The organism is Pseudonocardia oroxyli, from assembly GCF_900102195.1.
In the GTDB taxonomy this organism is placed as follows: Bacteria; Actinomycetota; Actinomycetes; order Mycobacteriales; family Pseudonocardiaceae; genus Pseudonocardia; species Pseudonocardia oroxyli.
In genome coordinates this window covers 116,990-134,365 of record NZ_FNBE01000009.1, presented here as the reverse complement: position 1 = coordinate 134,365, position 17,376 = coordinate 116,990, and the positions used below count along the sequence as shown (strand labels likewise).

General features: G+C 72.4%; 17 protein-coding genes. 10 read left to right on the top strand and 7 right to left on the bottom strand.

What is annotated here, in order from left to right; all coding sequences use genetic code 11:
• Positions 1-58 precede the first annotated feature (58 nt).
• Positions 59-634, top strand: coding sequence for a TetR/AcrR family transcriptional regulator (locus tag BLS43_RS15325; protein WP_093084689.1), 576 nt, complete (start codon positions 59-61; stop codon positions 632-634).
• On the opposite strand, the gene BLS43_RS15320 is transcribed toward BLS43_RS15325, so the two are convergent.
• On the bottom strand, positions 624-1,790 hold the full coding sequence (locus BLS43_RS15320; RefSeq protein WP_093084686.1) for a fumarylacetoacetate hydrolase family protein: 1,167 nt from the start codon (positions 1,788-1,790) through the stop codon (positions 624-626). The genes BLS43_RS15325 and BLS43_RS15320 overlap by 11 nt on opposite strands.
• A 101-nt stretch (positions 1,791-1,891) precedes the next feature.
• On the opposite strand from BLS43_RS15320, the gene BLS43_RS15315 reads away from it, so the two are divergent.
• Both BLS43_RS15315 and BLS43_RS15310 read left to right on the top strand, forming a co-directional pair.
• Positions 1,892-2,980: an S-(hydroxymethyl)mycothiol dehydrogenase gene (locus BLS43_RS15315; RefSeq protein ID WP_093084683.1), complete on the top strand. Its 1,089-nt coding sequence runs from the start codon at positions 1,892-1,894 to the stop codon at positions 2,978-2,980.
• Entirely contained in the window at positions 2,980-3,615 is a 636-nt protein-coding gene (locus BLS43_RS15310; RefSeq protein WP_093084680.1) for an MBL fold metallo-hydrolase, read from the top strand. The genes BLS43_RS15315 and BLS43_RS15310 overlap by 1 nt, the downstream gene beginning before the upstream one ends.
• Before the next feature lie 61 nt (positions 3,616-3,676).
• Here BLS43_RS15310 and BLS43_RS15305 read toward each other — a convergent pair whose 3' ends face one another.
• Positions 3,677-4,873: an MFS transporter gene (locus tag BLS43_RS15305; protein ID WP_093084677.1), complete on the bottom strand. Its 1,197-nt coding sequence runs from the start codon at positions 4,871-4,873 to the stop codon at positions 3,677-3,679.
• A gap of 60 nt (positions 4,874-4,933) precedes the next feature.
• Entirely contained in the window at positions 4,934-5,878 is a 945-nt protein-coding gene (mtnA, locus tag BLS43_RS15300; RefSeq protein ID WP_093084674.1) for an S-methyl-5-thioribose-1-phosphate isomerase, read from the bottom strand.
• A gap of 99 nt (positions 5,879-5,977) precedes the next feature.
• Between mtnA and BLS43_RS15295 the strand changes: the two genes are divergently transcribed.
• The 7 genes from BLS43_RS15295 (at position 5,978) to BLS43_RS15265 (ending at position 12,715) form a co-directional block, all read left to right on the top strand.
• Positions 5,978-6,907: a metal ABC transporter solute-binding protein, Zn/Mn family gene (locus BLS43_RS15295; RefSeq protein ID WP_093084671.1), complete on the top strand. Its 930-nt coding sequence runs from the start codon at positions 5,978-5,980 to the stop codon at positions 6,905-6,907.
• Complete coding sequence (locus BLS43_RS31120; RefSeq protein ID WP_093084668.1) at positions 6,904-7,641, top strand: metal ABC transporter ATP-binding protein; 738 nt, start codon at positions 6,904-6,906, stop codon at positions 7,639-7,641. Before BLS43_RS15295 ends, BLS43_RS31120 begins: the two co-directional genes overlap by 4 nt.
• The gene (locus BLS43_RS15285; protein ID WP_176921334.1) at positions 7,629-8,768 is read left to right on the top strand and encodes a metal ABC transporter permease; all 1,140 of its coding nucleotides are present in this window, start codon (positions 7,629-7,631) and stop codon (positions 8,766-8,768) included. The genes BLS43_RS31120 and BLS43_RS15285 overlap by 13 nt, the downstream gene beginning before the upstream one ends.
• The gene (locus BLS43_RS15280; RefSeq protein ID WP_093084662.1) at positions 8,765-9,613 is read left to right on the top strand and encodes a metal ABC transporter permease; all 849 of its coding nucleotides are present in this window, start codon (positions 8,765-8,767) and stop codon (positions 9,611-9,613) included. The genes BLS43_RS15285 and BLS43_RS15280 overlap by 4 nt, the downstream gene beginning before the upstream one ends.
• Before the next feature lie 3 nt (positions 9,614-9,616).
• Positions 9,617-10,654 carry a gamma-glutamylcyclotransferase family protein gene (locus tag BLS43_RS15275; RefSeq protein ID WP_245707510.1) on the top strand — a complete coding sequence of 346 codons (1,038 nt, stop codon included), beginning with the start codon at positions 9,617-9,619 and terminating at the stop codon, positions 10,652-10,654.
• The gene (locus BLS43_RS15270; protein WP_176921337.1) at positions 10,651-11,307 is read left to right on the top strand and encodes a sterol carrier protein domain-containing protein; all 657 of its coding nucleotides are present in this window, start codon (positions 10,651-10,653) and stop codon (positions 11,305-11,307) included. Before BLS43_RS15275 ends, BLS43_RS15270 begins: the two co-directional genes overlap by 4 nt.
• A gap of 64 nt (positions 11,308-11,371) precedes the next feature.
• On the top strand, positions 11,372-12,715 hold the full coding sequence (locus BLS43_RS15265) for an MFS transporter (RefSeq protein WP_245707509.1): 1,344 nt from the start codon (positions 11,372-11,374) through the stop codon (positions 12,713-12,715).
• 62 nt (positions 12,716-12,777) lie between these two features.
• Here the strand turns inward: BLS43_RS15265 and groL are convergent, their stop codons facing one another.
• From groL to BLS43_RS15245, 4 genes are all read right to left on the bottom strand, one after another.
• Complete coding sequence (groL, locus tag BLS43_RS15260) at positions 12,778-14,463, bottom strand: chaperonin GroEL (RefSeq protein WP_093084650.1); 1,686 nt, start codon at positions 14,461-14,463, stop codon at positions 12,778-12,780.
• A gap of 199 nt (positions 14,464-14,662) precedes the next feature.
• Positions 14,663-15,037, bottom strand: coding sequence for a propane 2-monooxygenase effector subunit MimD (gene mimD, locus BLS43_RS15255; RefSeq protein ID WP_093084648.1), 375 nt, complete (start codon positions 15,035-15,037; stop codon positions 14,663-14,665).
• The gene (locus BLS43_RS15250; RefSeq protein WP_093084645.1) at positions 15,034-16,218 is read right to left on the bottom strand and encodes an aromatic/alkene monooxygenase hydroxylase subunit beta; all 1,185 of its coding nucleotides are present in this window, start codon (positions 16,216-16,218) and stop codon (positions 15,034-15,036) included. Before BLS43_RS15250 ends, mimD begins: the two co-directional genes overlap by 4 nt.
• Positions 16,218-17,270, bottom strand: a complete 1,053-nt coding sequence (locus BLS43_RS15245) for an FAD-binding oxidoreductase (RefSeq protein WP_093084642.1) — start codon at positions 17,268-17,270, stop codon at positions 16,218-16,220. Before BLS43_RS15245 ends, BLS43_RS15250 begins: the two co-directional genes overlap by 1 nt.
• Positions 17,271-17,376 lie beyond the last annotated feature (106 nt).

Here is a 17,376-nt window from a genome sequence, read left to right as displayed (position 1 = left end):
ACTCCTTCGTTCGTCGACCACCGTGACAAAGTTTGACTCATGGGTCAAGATGTGAACCGTGAGTGAGCGGGTGGCGCGCAAGCGCGGCGAACGGGTGCGGGCGATCCTCGCCACGGCCGCCGACCTGCTGGGCGAGCGCGGGTACGCCGGGGTGAACCTGGAGGACGTCGCCGAACGGCTGGACGTGACGAAGGGCTCGCTGTACTACTACTTCGCGAGCAAGGACGAGCTGGTCACGGCCGCAATCGAAGCGCTGGGCGCCGAGTGGACCGACCGGCTGGAGGCGCTGCCCGCCCACGGCCCACCGACCGAGCGGCTGCGGGCGCTGCTGCGCGAGCACATCCGGATCGCGGTGCGCGAGCACCCGGCCGCGCTGCGGCTGTTCCTCGTGCCGGACGAGTGGCCAGAACCCCAGCGGGACCGGATCAAGGCCCTCCGCCACCGGCACGACGCGGTGTTCCGGGCCGTCGTCGAGGAGGGCGCGCGGACCGGGGAGTTCGCCGTGGTGGCGGTGGACCCGACCCTGCAGGTCCTGCACGCCGGCATGTCGCAGGCCCCGCTGTGGGTGCGGACCGACCGGGAGATCGAGCAGCTCACCGAGACGCTGCTCAAGCTGGTGGCCGCTACGGCGTGACCGTGCCGCGGACCTCGCCGAGGGAGATCCGACCGCCGTCGAGGCGCGGGGCGGTGCCCACGATGGACACCTCGTCCCCGTCGTTGAGGTAGTGGCGGGTGGTGCCGTCGGCCAGGGCGAACTCGTCCCGGCCGCCCCAGGTGAACTCGAGCAGGCAGCCGCGTTGGTCGCGGCGCGGGCCCGAGACGGTGCCCGAACCGAGCAGGTCGCCCGGTCGGACCGGGGCCCCGCCCGAGGTCAGGTGCGCGACGAGCTGGGCCGGGGTCCAGTAGAGGTCCGCGGCGGGCGGGGTGGAGATCCGCTCGCCGTTGATCCGCACCTCCAGGGTCAGGTCCAGGCCGCGGTCGGCCTTGCCGAGCAGGTACGGCAGCGGCTGCGGGTCCCGGGCGGGCGGGTCGACCCAGGCTCCCGCCAGCTCGTCGAGCGGGGTGACCCAGGCCGAGATCGACGTGGCGAAGCTCTTGCCCAGGTGCGGGCCCAGCGGACGGGACTCCCAGGCCTGCACGTCTCGCGCGGACCAGTCGTTGAGCAGGACCACACCGAAGACGTGGTCGAGGGCCTCCTCGATCGGGACCGGGCCGGTGCGGCGCCCGCCGAGGACGAATCCGAGCTCGGCCTCCAGGTCGAGCGCCTTCGTGGGGCCCAGGTCGCCACGCCCGCGCTGGCCGTGCGGCCGGACGACGGGGGTGCCACTGACCTGCACCGTTCCGGCGCGGCCGTGGTAGCCGACGGGCAGGTGGTACCAGTTCTCGCTCACCGTGCCGCCCGCCCGCGCGATCGCCGAGGCGTTCGCGGCGTGCTGCTCGCAGGCGTAGAAGTCCGTGTAGTCCGCGACGGTGAACGGCAGCACTGGCACCACGCCCGCCTGCGGCAGGACGTAGGGCGCGAGGCGTTCGGGATCGACGAGCCAGTCCCCCAGCCACTCCCAGACCTCCCGCCAGGCGGGGCGCCCGGCCGCGAGCAGCCCGTCCAGGGTGGGCTCGCCGAGCAGCGCGGGGTGGGGGCCGCCCTGTGCCGCGGCGAGGGTGCCGACGTCGACGTACGCGCTGCCCACCGGCACCACGATCCGCGAGGGCCCCGGCCTGCCGGAACCGGCGACCACCCCCAGCGCCGTTCCCAGCGGGGGTTCCGGGGGCAGCAGGGCGGCGGCGCTCATGGGGTCAGGCTAGTGGTCGGGTCCGTGTGGAGCGGGGGGTCGATCTCGCGGGGTGACGCATGAAAGGGTGCGCATCGGTCGTATCGACGAGGGAGTACAGCATGTCGCAAGAGGTCCGCGGGGTCGTCTCGATGAAGAAGGGTGAGCCGGTCTCGGTCGAGACGATCGTGGTGCCGGACCCGGGCCCGGGCGAGGCCGTCGTGGCGGTGCAGGCCTGCGGGGTCTGCCACACCGACCTGCACTACAAGCTCGGCGGGATCAACGACGAGTTCCCGTTCCTGCTCGGCCACGAGGCCGCCGGGATCGTCGAGTCCGTCGGCGAGGGCGTCACCGAGGTGGCCCCCGGGGACTTCGTGATCCTGAACTGGCGCGCGGTGTGCGGGCAGTGTCGGGCCTGTCGCAAGGGCAAGCCCTGGTACTGCTTCAACACCCACAACGCCACCCAGAAGATGACCCTCGCCTCCGGGCAGGAGCTCTCCCCCGCCCTCGGGATCGGCGCGTTCGTGGAGAAGACCCTCGTCGCCGCCGGCCAGTGCACCAAGGTCAACCCCGCGGTGAAGCCGCAGGTCGCCGGGCTGCTCGGGTGCGGGGTCATGGCGGGCATCGGCGCGGCGATCAACACCGGCGGGATCGGGCGCGGGGACTCCATCGCCGTCATCGGCTGCGGCGGCGTGGGTGACGCGGCCATCGCCGGGGCCACCCTGGCCGGCGCGACCACGATCATCGCCGTGGACACCGACGACCGGAAGCTGGAGTGGGCCAAGGGCTTCGGCGCCACCCACACCGTCAACGCGACGCAGACCGACGCCGTCGAGGCCATCCAGGCCGCCACCGACGGGTTCGGCGCGGACGTGGTGGTCGACGCCGTCGGGCGCCCGGAGACCTGGAAGCAGGCCTTCCTCGCCCGCGACCTCGCCGGCACCGTCGTCCTGGTCGGCGTCCCGACCCCGGACCTCAAGGCCCCCGAGCTGCCGCTGATCGAGTACTTCGGCCGCGGCGGCGCGCTCAAGTCGTCCTGGTACGGCGACTGCCTGCCCTCCCGGGACTTCCCGATGTTGGTCGACCTGCACCTGCAGGGCCGGCTGCCGCTGGAGAGGTTCGTGTCCGAGGAGATCGGGCTCGGCGACATCGAGAGCGCCTTCGAGAAGATGCACCACGGAGACGTGCTGCGCTCGGTCGTGGTGTTCTGATGGCGGGCCCCACCCACACCGGTATCGATCATGTGGTGACCTCCGGGACGTTCTCGCTCGACGGGGGCACCTGGGACGTCGACAACAACGTCTGGATCGTCGGGGACGACACCGAGGTGATCATCGTCGACGCCGCCCACGACGCGGACGCCATCGCCGCGGCCGTCGGGGACCGGCGGGTCAAGGCCATCGTGTGCACCCACGCCCACGACGACCACGTCAACCAGGCCCCGGCCCTCGCCGACCGCTTCTCCGCCCCGATCCTGCTGGACCCGGCCGAGGCCCCGCTGTGGGAGATGACCTGGCCGGACCGCAAGCCGGACGGGCGGGTCGAGGGCACGCTGACCGTCGGCGGCCTCGACATCCAGGCCCTGGTCACCCCGGGCCACTCGCCCGGCTCGACGTGCCTGTACATCCCCGAGCTGGGCACCGTCCTCACCGGGGACACCCTGTTCGCGGGCGGGCCCGGCGCGACCGGCCGCTCCTACTCGAGCTTCGACACCATCATCGACTCGATCCGGACCACGCTCCTGCCGCTCCCGGGCGACACGACCGTGCGCACCGGCCACGGCGACGCCACCACCATCGGCACCGAGGCCCCGCACCTCGAGGAGTGGATCACCCGCGGCCACTGACCCCCGTGAGCGGCCACCGACACCCGTGAGTGGCGATAGTCGCCAGAGCGACTATCGCCGCTCACGGGGTCGGTGAGCTGCGGCGGCGGGTGAGCGGGGTCGTGGCGAGCAGGAGGAGCGCGGCGACCCCGAAGGCGGCGCGGAAACCGAAGGGTTGGGCGACGGCGCCCAACCCGCTCGCCCCGGCGCCGGTGCCGGCGTCGAAGCCGATGTTCCAGGCCGCGCTCGCGGCGCCGTAGCGGGCGGGGCCCGCGGCGGCGAACAGGGCGACCAGCGAGTCGTTCTGCACCAGCCCGAACCCCAGCCCGACGGCGAGGGCGCCGGGCACGAGCAGCCACGGGCTCAGGCCCACGGCCAGCAGCTCCACCCCCATCCCCAGGGCGGACAGCACTCCGCCGGGCAGCAGCAGCCTGCCCGGCCCGCGGCGGTCGACCAGCGGGCCCGCCACCCCCCGGCCGAGCACACCCCCGAGCGCGAGGGCGAACAACGCCACCGGCACGGCGACGCCCGCACCGGGCGCCACCAGCGGGAGGAACGTCGTCAGCCCGCCCTGGGCGACGGATCCCGCGAGCATCGCGGCCATCGGACCGAGCCCGGCGAGCACGAAGGCCCGCCTGCCCGCCACGGGGTCCGGTGATACGCGGTCCACCCCCGCCTCGGAGCGCGCGAGCTCCTCGACCCCGGGGTCGGACGCGTGCCTGCGGGGCGTGGGGCTCGTGGCGCGGAGGAACGGGACGAGCAGGGCGGCGAGCAGCGGGCTGGCCGTCGCGGTCCAGAAGACCCCGGTGAACCCGAGGGCGTCCACGGTCGCGACGCCGAGCGGGAGCAGCGCCAGGCCGGGGATGCCGATGGCGAGCCCGTAGCGGGAGGACGCGCGGCCGTGCTCGGCGGGCGGGACGAGCTCGGCGACGAGGGCGCTGCCGGCCACGGTGATCAGCCCGAACCCGATGCCGCGCACCGCGTTCAGGGCCAGCACCGGACCGAGCTCGGCGGTGCCGAGCACGAACGGGGTCGGCGCGGCGAGGAGCACCAGGCCGCTCGCGAAGACGGCGCGGTAACCGAGCACGCGGAGCAGCCACGGCACCGCGAGCTGGGTCAGCACCGTGGTCAGCATGAACACGCCGGTCGTGGCGCCGGCACCGAACTCCCCGCTGCCCGCGCGGCTCACCCACAGCGGCAGCACCGGGAGCAGCAGCGCGTGCCCGCCGAAGCCGAGGACGGTCACCGCCAGCATGAGGCGGAACGCGGCTGTTCTCATGGCCGACGGCCTCCGGCGTCGAACGTTCTCACGGCCGACGGCCTCCGGCGTCGGGCGTCCTCACGGGCGCCAGACGCGGGTGTCGGTGACGATCGCCGTCACCAGGTCCGCCGGGGTGACGTCGAAGGCGGGGTTCCACGCGTCGAACCCGACGACCACCTCGGCCGGGTCCCGCTCCTCGATCTCGATCTCCGCGCCGGACGCGGTGCCCGGGTCCACGGTGGTCTCCGGCGCCGCCACCACGAACGGGATCCCGGCCCGGGCGGCGGCCAGGGCCAGCGGATACGTGCCGATCTTGTTCGCCACGTCGCCGTTCGCCGCGATCCGGTCCGCCCCGACCACCACGGCGTCCACCAGCCCCCGGGCGATCACCGAGCCCGCCGCGCCGTCGACGACCACCCGGTGCGCCACCCCGATCGCCGCCAGCTCGACGGCGGTGATCCGGGACCCCTGCAGCAGCGGCCGGGTCTCGTCCGCCACGACCAGCGACACCCGCCCCGCGGCGTGCAGGGACCGCACCACCCCCAGCGCCGTGCCCCACTCCACGCACGCCAGGGCGCCCGCGTTGCAGTGCGTGTGCAGGCTCAGGGGGCGGTCGCCGCAGAGCTCGGTCAGCAGGGCGGCGCCGCGGTCGCCGATGGCGTGGCAGGACGCCACGTCCTCGGCCAGCACGGCCCGGGCCTCGGCCAGGGGGTCCGCCGCGGCGGCCGCCCGTTCCACCCCGCGCCGCAGGTTGACGGCGGTGGGGCGGGCCGAGGCGATCACCTCCGGGTCGATGCCCTCGCGCCGCGCGAGGACCACCCCGAAGGCCCCGGCCACCCCGAGGGCCGGGGCGCCCCGGACCACCAGACGTCGGATCGCGGAGACCAGCTCGGCCACCGTGCGGACCGTGAGCGTCTCGATCGCGGGCAGGCGGGTCTGGTCCAGGAGGACGAGCGCGTCGTCCCGCCAGCGCAACGTGGGCGGGAGCTCGGTGGCGTCGGGGGCGTCAGTGGCGGAGGACACCCTCAGACCTTCTCAAACGGAGACACCGCGGGCGGGTCGGGCACCCTATAGTCAGCGCACCTGTTAGAGGGCTCTCACCTTCGAAGTAGACGAGGCTATATGCGGATCCGGGCGGTCCTGGCGCTGCTGGCGCTGGTCCTCACGGGCTGTGCCGCCCAGACGGTCACGGCCGACCGCGCCCCCGTGGCCGAGCGGAGGCTGCAGGTCACCACCACCACGACGATGATCACGGACGCGGTGCGCCGGATCGGCGGCGACCGCGTCGAGGTGACCGGGCTGATGGGGCCGGGGGTCGACCCGCACCTGTTCAAGGCCAGCGCGCGGGACGTGCGCACCTTCCGGAACGCGGACGTGATCTTCTACGGCGGCCTGGAGCTGGAGGGCAAGATGGGCGACCTGCTCGCCGACCTGTCCGCCCGCCAGCCCACCCGGGCCGTCACCGACGGGATCCCGCGCGACCGGCTGCTCCTGCACGGGAACGCGCCGGACCCGCACGTCTGGTTCGACGTCTCGCTCTGGCGGGACTGCGCCCGCACGATCGCCGAGGAGCTGACCGCGCTCGATCCCACCCACGCCGACGGCTACCGCGCCCGGCTCGCCGAGTACGACGCCGAGCTCGTCGCGCTGGACGGCGAGGTCGCAGCCCTGATGGCCGCGATCCCGCCCGCGCACCGCATCCTCGTGACCAGCCACGACGCGTTCACCTACTTCGGGCGCCGCTACGGCGTCGAGGTGGCCGCGATCCAGGGCATCTCGACGGCGGCGGAGGCGACCACGGCGGACGTCGAGCGGGTGGCCGCGGAGATCGCCGCGCGGCAGGTGCCCGCGGTGTTCATCGAGACCTCCGTGCCCCGCCAGACCGTGGACGCCCTGCTGGCGGCCACCCGGCAACGCGGCTGGACCACCCGGATCGGCGGCGAGCTCTACACCGACTCCGCGGGCGCCGAGGGCACCCCCGAGGGAACGTACGTCGGCATGGTCCGGGCCAACGCCCAGCTGATCGCCTCAGCATTGGAGAACCGCGCATGAACGCCCTGGAGATCAGCGGCCTCACGGTCAGCTACCGCGCCGCGCCCGCGCTCTGGCAGGTGGACGCCGCGTTCCCCGCCGGGGCGCTGTCCGCGATCGTCGGGCCGAACGGGGCGGGCAAGTCCACGCTGCTCAAGGCCGCCCTCGGCCTCGTCACCTCGGACACGGGCACGGTGCGGATCGCGGACGTGGAGGGCCGCGCGGGCCTGGCGAACCTCGCCTACGTGCCCCAGGCCGAGTCCGTGGACTGGGACTTCCCGATCACCGTCGCCGAGGTGGTGGCGATGGGCCGCTACCGGGCGGCGGGCTGGTTCCGCCGCGTCGGACGCGCGGACCGGGCGATCGCCGCGGACTGCCTGGAGCGGGTGGGCATGTCCGCCTTCGCCCGACGGCAGATCGGCCAGCTCTCCGGCGGCCAGCGACAGCGCGTCTTCCTCGCCCGGGCCCTGGCGCAGCAGGCGGAGGTGCTGGTCATGGACGAGCCGTTCGCCGGCATCGACGCCCGCACCCAGGCCGACCTCCTCGAGCTCCTCCAGGAGCTGTCCGCGGACGGGGGCTCCACGGTCGTCGTACACCACGACCTCGCCCAGGTCCGCAGCGCGTTCGAATGGGTGCTGCTGCTGAACGTCCGCGCGCTCGGCTGCGGGCCGGTCGCCGACGTGCTCACCGAGGACCGCATCCGCGAGGCGTACGGCGCGGGCCTGCCGGAGGGGACCCCGGTGTGGACCGGCTGAGCGCGTTCCTCGGGCTGCCCTACACCGACACCGTCGTCGTCGCGGGAGCGCTGGTCCTCGGCATCTCCGCGGGGGTGCTCGGCTCGTTCGCCGTGCTGCGGGGCCGGTCCCTCGTCGGCGACGCCATCGCGCACGCCACGCTGCCCGGCGTCTGCGTGGCCTTTCTCGTCACCGGGACGAAGGAGATCGCGGGGCTGCTCGCCGGGGCGGCGGTCGCGGGGCTGGTGGCGGCGTTGTTGATGGTGGCCGTGGAGCGCAGCGTGCTGCGGGCGGACACGGCGATCGGGGTGGTGCTGTCCGGCTTCTTCTCGTTGGGGATCGTGCTGCTCACCCACATCACCGCGACGGGAGACGCGCAGCAGGCCGGGCTCGAGGCCTTCCTCTTCGGCCAGGCGGCGGGCCTGCTCGAACGGGACGTCGCCGTGATGGGGCTCCTCGGTGCCGTCGGGCTGCTCGCGGTGCTGCTGCTGCGACGGATGCTCGTGACCACGCTGTTCGACCGGGCCTACGCCGGGGCGATCGGCGCACCGACGAGGCTGGTCGAGGTCGCCGTGACGGCGTTCCTGGTGGCGGCCGTGGTGATCGGGGTGCGGCTGGTCGGCGCGATCCTGATGGTGGCGATGCTCGCGGTGCCGACGGTCGTGGCGCGCCAGCTCGCCGACTCGTTCGGCCGGGTGCTGGTGCTGGCCGGGATCGTCGGCGCGGTCGTGGGGGTGGCGGGCGCGCTGCTCGCCACCCGCGCGCAGCTGCCCACCGGGCCGGTCGTCGTGCTGGTGGGGGTCGCCGTGGCGGTGCTGGCCGTGCTGCTGGCGCCGCGCCGCGGGGTGCTCGCGCGCCGCGCACGGCTGACGCGCCGCCGTCGTCGGATGGAGCGGGACCGGCTGCTGTTGGCGGGCGGCACGAGCAGGCGACTGGTCCGGGCCAACCTGATGACGCCGGACGGCGTGTTGACCGTCGCCGGGGAACGGGCGCGCCGCGAGGCCCAGGACCGGGACGAGCTGTGGCGGGCCTGGTTGCGGTACGGCCCGCAGATCCGGCTCCGGGACGCGCGCGAACCCGACCTGCACGACCTGCGCCGCACCCTCGCCCCCGAGGCGCTCGCCGAGCTGGAGAGGCTGGCGCGATGACCGCGGACGACCTGGTGATCGTGCTGGTCGCCGGCCTGACGGCGACCGCGTGCGGCCTCCTCGGCCCCTTCCTGGTGCTGCGCCGCATGGCCCTGCTGTCCGACGCCGTGAGCCACGCGGTGCTGCCGGGGATCGTGGCCGTGTGGCTGATCGGCGAGACCCGCGCGCCCGTCCCGGTGGTCGCGGGGGCGGCGGCGTTCGCGGTGCTCTGCGTCCTCGGCATCGACGCGATCCGCGCCACCGGCCTCGTCGCCTCCGACGCCGCGATCGCACTCGTCTTCCCCGCGCTGTTCTCCCTCGGCGTCCTGGGCATCACCCGCTACGCCTCGGACATCCACCTCGACCTCGACTCCACCATCTACGGCGAGATCGCGTTCGCGCCCTTCGACACGGTGACCGTCGGCGGGGTCGTCCTCGCCCGGTCCGGGGTGGTGCTGGCCTGCGTCGCGGTGCTGAACCTGCTGCTGGTCACGGCGCTGTGGAAGGAGCTGCGGGCCACGACGTTCGACCCGCAGTTCAGCCGGGTCACCGGGCTGCGCCCCCGGCTGCTGTCCCGCCTGCTGCTGGTCGCCGTGGCGATCACCGCCGTGTCGGCGTTCGAGGCGGTCGGCGCCATCCTCGTCGTGACGATGCTGATCGTCCCCGCCGCCACGGCCTACCTGCTGACCCGGCGGCTGGGCGCGATGGTGGCCGTGGCCGTGGGCGTCGGGTGGGTGGGTGCGATCGTGGGGCACGTGACCGCCCTGACCTTCGACACCTCGATCGCCGGCGCCATGGGGCTCGTGTGCGCCGCCTGCTTCGTCGTCGCCCTCACGATCCGCGCCTTCGGCGCCCGTGCGCGGTAAGTGGTGCCAGAGCACCACTTACCGCGCACGACCGACCTCGACTTCCGCGACGCCGACTACCCGGCCGAGCCGTACCCGGGGGCGGTGCCCGCGGAGTCGTACGTCCACGTGCCGGGCGGCGGGCTGGTCGGCGACCCCGACGCGCTGCTCGCCGAGCTCGGGGACGTGCCGATGGCGGGCCGGGTCCCCGTCCTCACCTACGGGTCCAACCGGAACCCGGCGAAGATCGGGTGGCTGCGCGCGACGCTCGGCCTGACCGGCGCGGTGGTGGTGCAGCGGTGCACGACGCGGGACCTGGCCGCGGTGTGGGCCGTGGGCCTGCGGGTCGTGGACGACCAGCGGCCCGCCGTCCTGGTCTCGGCCCCGGGCGTGGTGGAGGAGCACGCGGTCTGGTTCGCCACCCCGGCCCAGGTCGAGGTGCTGGACCGGTGCGAGGGCCGGGTCGTCGGCCGCTACCGCCTGGCCCGCCTGCACTCCGGGACCGTCGACCTCGTGAGTGGCGATGGTCGCCATGGCGACCATCGCCACTCACGGGTGGGGTCGCCGTTCGTCTACCTGGGTGCGGCGGAGGTGCGACGGCCGCTCCTCGTCGACGGTGCCCCCGTCCGGTGCGCGGACGTGCCCCAGTCCGCGGCGCGGGGACTCGTCGGCGTCCCCGGGGACGACCGCCTCGACGCGACCACGGTGCACGGTCCGCCGAACCCAGACTCCTGGCCCGACCGGCTCTTCGTCTACGGCACGCTCCAACCCGGCGACCGCGCCTGGCACCTGCTGGAGCCGCTGGCCACCGCGGTGTCCCCGGCCACGGGACGCGGCAGGCTGTTCGACACCGGCCTCGGCTTCCCCGCGCTCGTGCCGGGCGCGGATCCCGTGCCCGGCCACGTCGTGACCCTGCGGGACCCCGCCACCGCCCTCCCCGGCCTGGACGAGTACGAGGGCCCGGAGTACGCCCGGGTGCGCGTCAGCGTGGAAGGACGTCCGTGTTGGACGTACGTATGGATCCGCGCCACCGAGGGGTTCCGGCCGATAAGCGGTTGGTGAGCCCGACGGACCTGTTCCTCGCCGACCCGGAGGAGGACCGGGACGGCGGCACCGCGCTGTTCCACCTCGCCCACCCGGACGGCTACGCCTCCTACCGCCTGCACAACGACCGGAGCACCCTCGTGGTCCGGGACCTGTTCGCCGCGACGCCCGAGGCGCACGCCGCCCTCTGGCGCGTGCTGTTGAGCGGCGACTTCGTCTCCCACCTCGAGACCGGCGCCTCTCCGCCGGGCGACCCGCTCGGCTTCCTGCTCACCGACCCGCGGCTCGTCGAGACGAGCGAGGTGCGCGACGGCGTGTGGATCCGGGTGCTCGACCCGGTCGCCGCGCCGGCCGGGCGGCGCTCCGCCATCGACGTCGACCTCGTCCTGGAGGTGGACGGCACCCGGCTGCGGCTGCGGGGCGGCCCGGACGGCGCCGAGTGCGCCCGCACCCACACGACGCCGGACGTCCGACTGGGCACCTCGGCCCTCGGCTCGCTCTACCTCGGCGGCCACCGCGCCCGCACCCTCGCCCGCGCGGGCCTGGTCGAGGGTCGGGGCGTCCCCGCCCTGGACGCCGCCTTCACAGCCGACCGCCCACCGCATCACGGCACCGGTTTCCAGTGTCGTCGCCCGGTGCCCCAGCCTGCGCGGGCGGGGGTGCTCGCCTAGCGTGGGCGGGCACTCGAGACCAGGGGACGTGATGAGCGAATCGAACGCAGAGGGTCAGGGTGAGGTGAAGGTCGACGAAGCCGACCTCCCCACCGTGCGCAAAGCGGTCGCCGGAGCCGCGATCGGGAACGGTGTGGAGTGGTTCGACTACGCCGTCTACGCCTACCTGACGGTCCAGATCGGGTTGAACTTCTTCCCCGACTTCAGTCCGGCGGCCCAGTCGCTGCTCGTCTTCGCCGGGATCGCGATCCCGTTCGTGCTCCGTCCGCTCGGCGGGATCATCCTCGGCCCGCTGGGCGACCGGTTCGGGCGCCGCCAGGTGCTCGCCGTGACCATCGTGCTGATGTCGGGTGCGACCTTCCTGATCGGTCTGCTGCCCAGCTTCTCGGTCATCGGGTTCGCGGCGCCGATCCTGCTGCTGACGTTCCGGCTGGTCCAGGGCTTCTCGACGGGTGGCGAGTACGGCGGTGCCGCCACGTTCATCGCCGAGTACGCCCCCGCCAAGCGGCGCGGCTTCTTCGGCTCGTTCCTCGAGTTCGGCACCCTCGCGGGCACCGTGCTCGGCGCGATCCTGGCGACGGGCGTGCAGCTCGGTCTCCCCGAGGAGGACCTCAACAGCTGGGGCTGGCGGATCCCGTTCCTCGTCGCGGGCCCGTTGGGGCTCGTCGGGTTCTACCTGCGGTCCAAGCTGGAGGACACCCCGGCGTTCCGGGCCGCGGAGAAGCAGGACACCACCGCGTCCGCGCCGTTCCGCGAGGTGCTGCGCAACGTCGGGCCGCAGATCCTGCACCTCATCGGCTTCGTGATGCTGCTCAACGTCGCCAACTACACGCTGCTCACCTACATGCCGACCTATCTCACCCAGACGATCGACATCGACGAGACCGAGGCGCTCGTCGTGCTCATCGTCGTCATGGTGGTGATGATGATCGTCATCACCCCGATCGGGCGGCTGTCGGACCGCATCGGCCGCAAGCCGCTGTTGCTGGGCTCCGCCATCAGCACGTTCGTGCTCGCCATCCCGGCCTTCTGGCTGATCAGCCAGAAGGGCTGGGTGCCGGTGACCATCGGCATCGCGATCCTGGGCATCCAGCTCGTCCTGATGCTGGGCGTCATCGGCTCTGCGCTGCCCGCGATGTTCCCGACCCGCAACCGCTACGGCGGCTTCTCCATCGGCTACGCCCTGTCCACGGCGGCCTTCGGCGGCACGGCACCGCTGATCAACACGGCGCTCATCCAGGCCACCGGGAACACCTACATGCCGGCGTTCTACCTGATGCTCGCCGCGGCCGTCGCGATCTACCCGCTGATCAAGATGCCCGAGACGGCCGGGCTGGACATCTCCCACCCCACCCGCATCCCGGGCACGGACCGCTACGTCTCCGACCGCGAGCCCGCGGCCACCTGACCATGGCGAACGGCGCGCTCGCTCACAAGGTGTGAGCGAACGCGCCGTTCGCCGGGGGCGGATCAGCCCATCGACGGGCCGAGGCCCAGGGACTGCGGGGTCGAGCTGTCCGGGCTCGGCTGCGGGATGCCCTCGTCGAGGGGGCCGTACTCCGTCATCAGCGCCTTGTTCCAGGGGGTCTGCTCCTCGGCGACCAGGCTGTTGGTCGTGAGGATCAGGCCGGCCACCGAGGCGCCGTTCTGCAGCGCGGAGCGCACCACCCGCAGCGGGTCGATGATGCCCATCTCGATCATGTTCCCGAAGCGGCCCTCGAGGGCGTCGAATCCCTCGTCGACGCCCAGGTCCGAGACCTGCTTGACGACGTCCGCCCCGTCGTAGCCCGCGTTCGAGGCGATCAGCGTGACGGGCTCGGTCAGCGCCGCCCGCACGATCTCGACGCCGATCCGGTAGTCGCCCTGCACGTCCAGGTCGTTGAGCGCGGACTCCGCGTGCAGCAGCGCCGAGCCGCCGCCCGCCACGATCCCCTCGGCCATGGCGGCCCGGGTGGCCTGCAGCGAGTCGTCGACGCGGTGGCGGATCTCCTTGAGCTCCGCGTTCGTCGGCGCCCCGACGGAGATGATCGCGGCCTTGCCGGACAGCCGGGCGATGCGGTCGTTGAGCCAGTCCTCGTCCGTGCCGATGGAGGCGCGGGCCATCTCGGCCCGCAGCTGCGCCAGACGTCCGTCGACGGCCTCCCGCGCCCCACCGCCGCCGATGATGACGGTCTCCTCGTTGGTGGCCCGGACCTGCGCGGCCCGGCCCAGGTGCTCGGCGGTCATCTGCTCCAGCGCGAAGCTCGACGCCTTGGAGTGCACCTTCGCGCCGGTGAGCGCGGCCATGTCCTCCAGGAGGTGGATGCGCTTCTCCCCGAAGCCGGGGGCCTGGATGGCGGTGACCTTGAGGTGGCCGTTGACGTGGTTGTGCACCAGCATCTGCAGGGCCGTGCCCTCGACCTTCTCGGCCACGATGACCAGCGGCCGCGGGTCGCGCATGATCTTCTCGAGCACCGGCATGAGCTGCCGGACGTCGGTGATCTTCTCGGCGGACAGCAGGATGTACGGGTCGTCGAGCACGGCGGTCATCGAGCCCGGGTCCGTGACCAGGTAGGGCGAGACGTAGCCGTTGTCGAACTCGAAGTCCTCGACGAAGTTCACCTGCAGGCCGAGCACCGGGCCGTCGTCGACGGAGATCACGCCGTCGTCCCCGACGGTGTGCAGGGTCTGCGCGACGACGGAGCCGATGCCCTCGTCGTCGTTCGCCGAGATCGCGGCGACGCGGGAGAGGTGCTCGAGCGAGTCGACGGGGTGGGCCACCCCGGACAGGTGCTCGACGATCCGCCCGACGGCGAGGTCGATGCCCCGCTTGACCAGCACCGGGTTCCCGCCGGACTGGATGGCCTTCATGCCCTCACGGACGATGGCCTGCGCCATGACGGTGGCGGTGGTGGTGCCGTCCCCGACGATGTCGTTGGTCTTGATCGCGGCTTCCTTGAGGATCTGCGCGCCCATGTTCTCGAAGGGGTCGCGCAGGTGGATCTCGCGGGCGATGGTCACGCCGTCGTTCGTGACCTCGGGCGTGCCGGTGATCTTCTCCAGGACGACGTTGCGGCCCTTGGGGCCGAGCGTGGACTTGACGGCCTCGGCGAGCTGGTCCACACCGGCCTGGAGCGCCCTGCGGGCGTCCGCGCCGAACTTGAGTTCCTTGGCCATGACTGCGGGTCCTCCTGGGATGAGAGCGACGTCGGTCTCGTGCGCGGGTGAACCGACCTCCCCGTCGACGTCCGGCTGCGGAACCGGACGTCGACGGGAACGGTGCGGCGAAGGCGACCGTCGGCGCAGTGGGCCTCACCAGGGCCGACGGGGGTCGTGAGCGGCGATGGTCGCCATGGCGACCATCGCCGCTCACGGGTTACTTGACGGCCGGGGGGAGCATGTCGCCGATGAACTCGGCGGCCTCCTCCAGGTTGCCGAACATCACGGTCCGGTCGTCCATGTGGATCATCTTCCCGTAGTGGGTCGACATGTTCTCCTCGAACTCGGCGGCGTCGTAGAAGCCGGGCTCCTCGCCCAGTGCCTCGGAGATGTCGTCGTAGACGAAGTCCATGCGGCCCACGCAGTCCACGCGGATCATGGACGGCAGGTGCGTGATCGTGACGTTCTCCTGCTGGTCCATCACCTCCGCGACGACCACGCCGATCTGGTTGTTCATCAGCGTCACCCCGGCCTTGCCGGACGCGGTGTTGTCCGCCTTGAACGGACTCTCTGCGGTCTTGAACGACGTCACTGCGACAGCTCCTTCGGGACGGAGAGACCGAGGTCGGTCACGATTCCGGAGAAACGGCTCTTGGCGCGGTCGAGGCTGTCCTCGAAGCGCGGGGGCTTGGCGTCCGGCAGCGACCAGATCGGCTGCAGCACACGGGCGGCCTCGATGGCCTGCGGCACCCAGTGCGAGAGCCAGCCCTGCATCAGGTCCTTGTTGTGGTCCGCGAACTCCTTGTCCTGGGTGAGCGGACCGAAGCAGGCCTGGGTCCAGCGCAGGTCGCGCTGGGCGAAGTCGAACTCCGCGGCGCCCATGACCGTGGGCGTCACGAAGTCGCCGTTGCCCGCGGCGGCCTGCATGACCAGGTTCGAGCGGAAGAGCTCGCCGAGCAGCGGCTCGAAGACGACGTTGGTGGCGAAGATCGACTCGCCCCAGTCGTCGTCGACCGCGGTGAGGGCCTCGGTGACCTTCCGGACGCCCTGCCACTCCGGGTCGGAGTTCCACGCCTCCAGGTGCGCGGTGCCGTCGAAGCCCTCGATCTCCTCGGTGAGGGTGAGATTGTACAGCGCGAGGTCCTGGGCGAACCGGATCTTGTGCATGCTGTTCACCGCCATGGCGGTGTTGTGCATGTTGGTCGGTCCGGAGCGGTTGCAGGCCGCGAAGACGTAGAGGCCGAGGATGTGCTCGATGTGCATCCAGGCGCCGACGTTGCGCTCCACGAACTGGATCCAGTTCGGGGTCCACTGCTCGAACGCCTTGGCGTTGCGGGCGTTCTCGATGTTCTGGTTCACCTGCCGGACGACGTTGGCGTTGTACCGGTAGAAGGTGAGCTCCCACTCCTCGTTGGGGTCGCGGAACTCGTGCCAGCCGTGGGCGGGCCACTCGTAGCCCTTGCCGCCCGAGCCGGGGAAGCGCTCGGGCTCGGGGCGGTCCACGCCCCACGCCTTGAGCTTCGTCCAGGTCAGCGGGTATCCGGCGGAGCCGTCGGCGAAGCCGTAGATCCAGCCCTGGGACAGGTAGTGCCGGGGGTCCGGCTGGACGTCGACCGTGACGTCCTCGTAGTGGGTCTGCTTGCGCTTCGCCGGCTTGTAGTAGTTGTACCGGCGGGCGCTCGCGCCCGAGTCGGGGAACTCGCGTGCGCCGGCTTCCGCGTCGGTGAAGACGGGTTTCGGGACACTGCGTTCGGGCCGTTCCGTGGTGGTCATCAGCCGTCCTCGCCTTCTGTTTCACCGGTGGTGGTGAACTTGTCGTAGAAGATGTTCTCCTCGCGCACGCCCAGTGCCGTCAGCGTCGCGATCGCCGCGTCGACCATGGGCGGCGGACCGCAGACATAGGCATCGGCTCCTTCCAATGTGGACTCGTTCGCCTGCAGGACCTCCGTGATGAGGCCCGTCTGGCCCGACCACGGCTCGTCGTCGGGGTGGGAGAGCGCCGGGGTGTAGGTCAACCCCGACGGGAGCTGCTCCCCCAGTGCCGCGATCTCCTCGGCGAAGCACAGGTCACGGGTGGCCCGGGCGCCGTAGTAGAACCGCGCCCGCCGCTCGACCCCGCGCTCGGCCATCGACCGCAGCAGCCCCAGGATCGGCGCCATGCCCGCGCCGCCGCCGACGAACACGATGTCCGACGTGCGGTTCTCGCGGAGCGTGAAGGTCCCGAAGGGCGCCTCGACCTCGAGCTGGTCACCGACCTGCACCTTCTCCGCGAGGAACTCGGAGAACAGGCCGTCGGGGTAGATCTTGATGACGAACTCGAACTCCCCCTCGCGGTTCGGGGTGTTCGCCATCGAGAACGACCGCGACTCCTCCGTGCCCGGGACGATGAAGTCCATGTACTGCCCGGGGAAGAACTTGATCTCCTCGGGCTCGATCAGCTTCACGACGAGCCGGCGCAGGTCGTGCGTGACCTCGTCGTTGGCCACGACCTGGACCTTGCCCTTACGCAGCGGCAGTCCGGACCGGATGATCTCCTCGTCGTAGTTGAGGAGCTCGATGGTGAGGTCCTCGTAGGCGTGGGCCCGACAGAGCAGTGTCGAGCCCTCCTCCTTCTCGTAGTCGGGGAGGGCGAAGGTCGAGTAGCTGTCCAACTCGATGTCCTCGCCCTCGAGGACGAACGACTTGCAGGCCGCGCACTGGCCCTCCTTGCAGCCGTGCATCAACTGCACGCCCTGCTCGGCGGCCGCACGCAGGATGGTCTGGTCCTCGTCGACCTCGATCTCGATGCCGACCGGCTCGAACCGGACGACGTGCTTGTCACCCAAGGTGGTGGACCCCTCTCGAAAACGTTCGCGGGAAGAGGGCAGGAACAGCGGGGGAGGGCACGGAGGCCCCGTGCCCTCCCCCTCGCCTGACCCGCGCTCAGGCGCC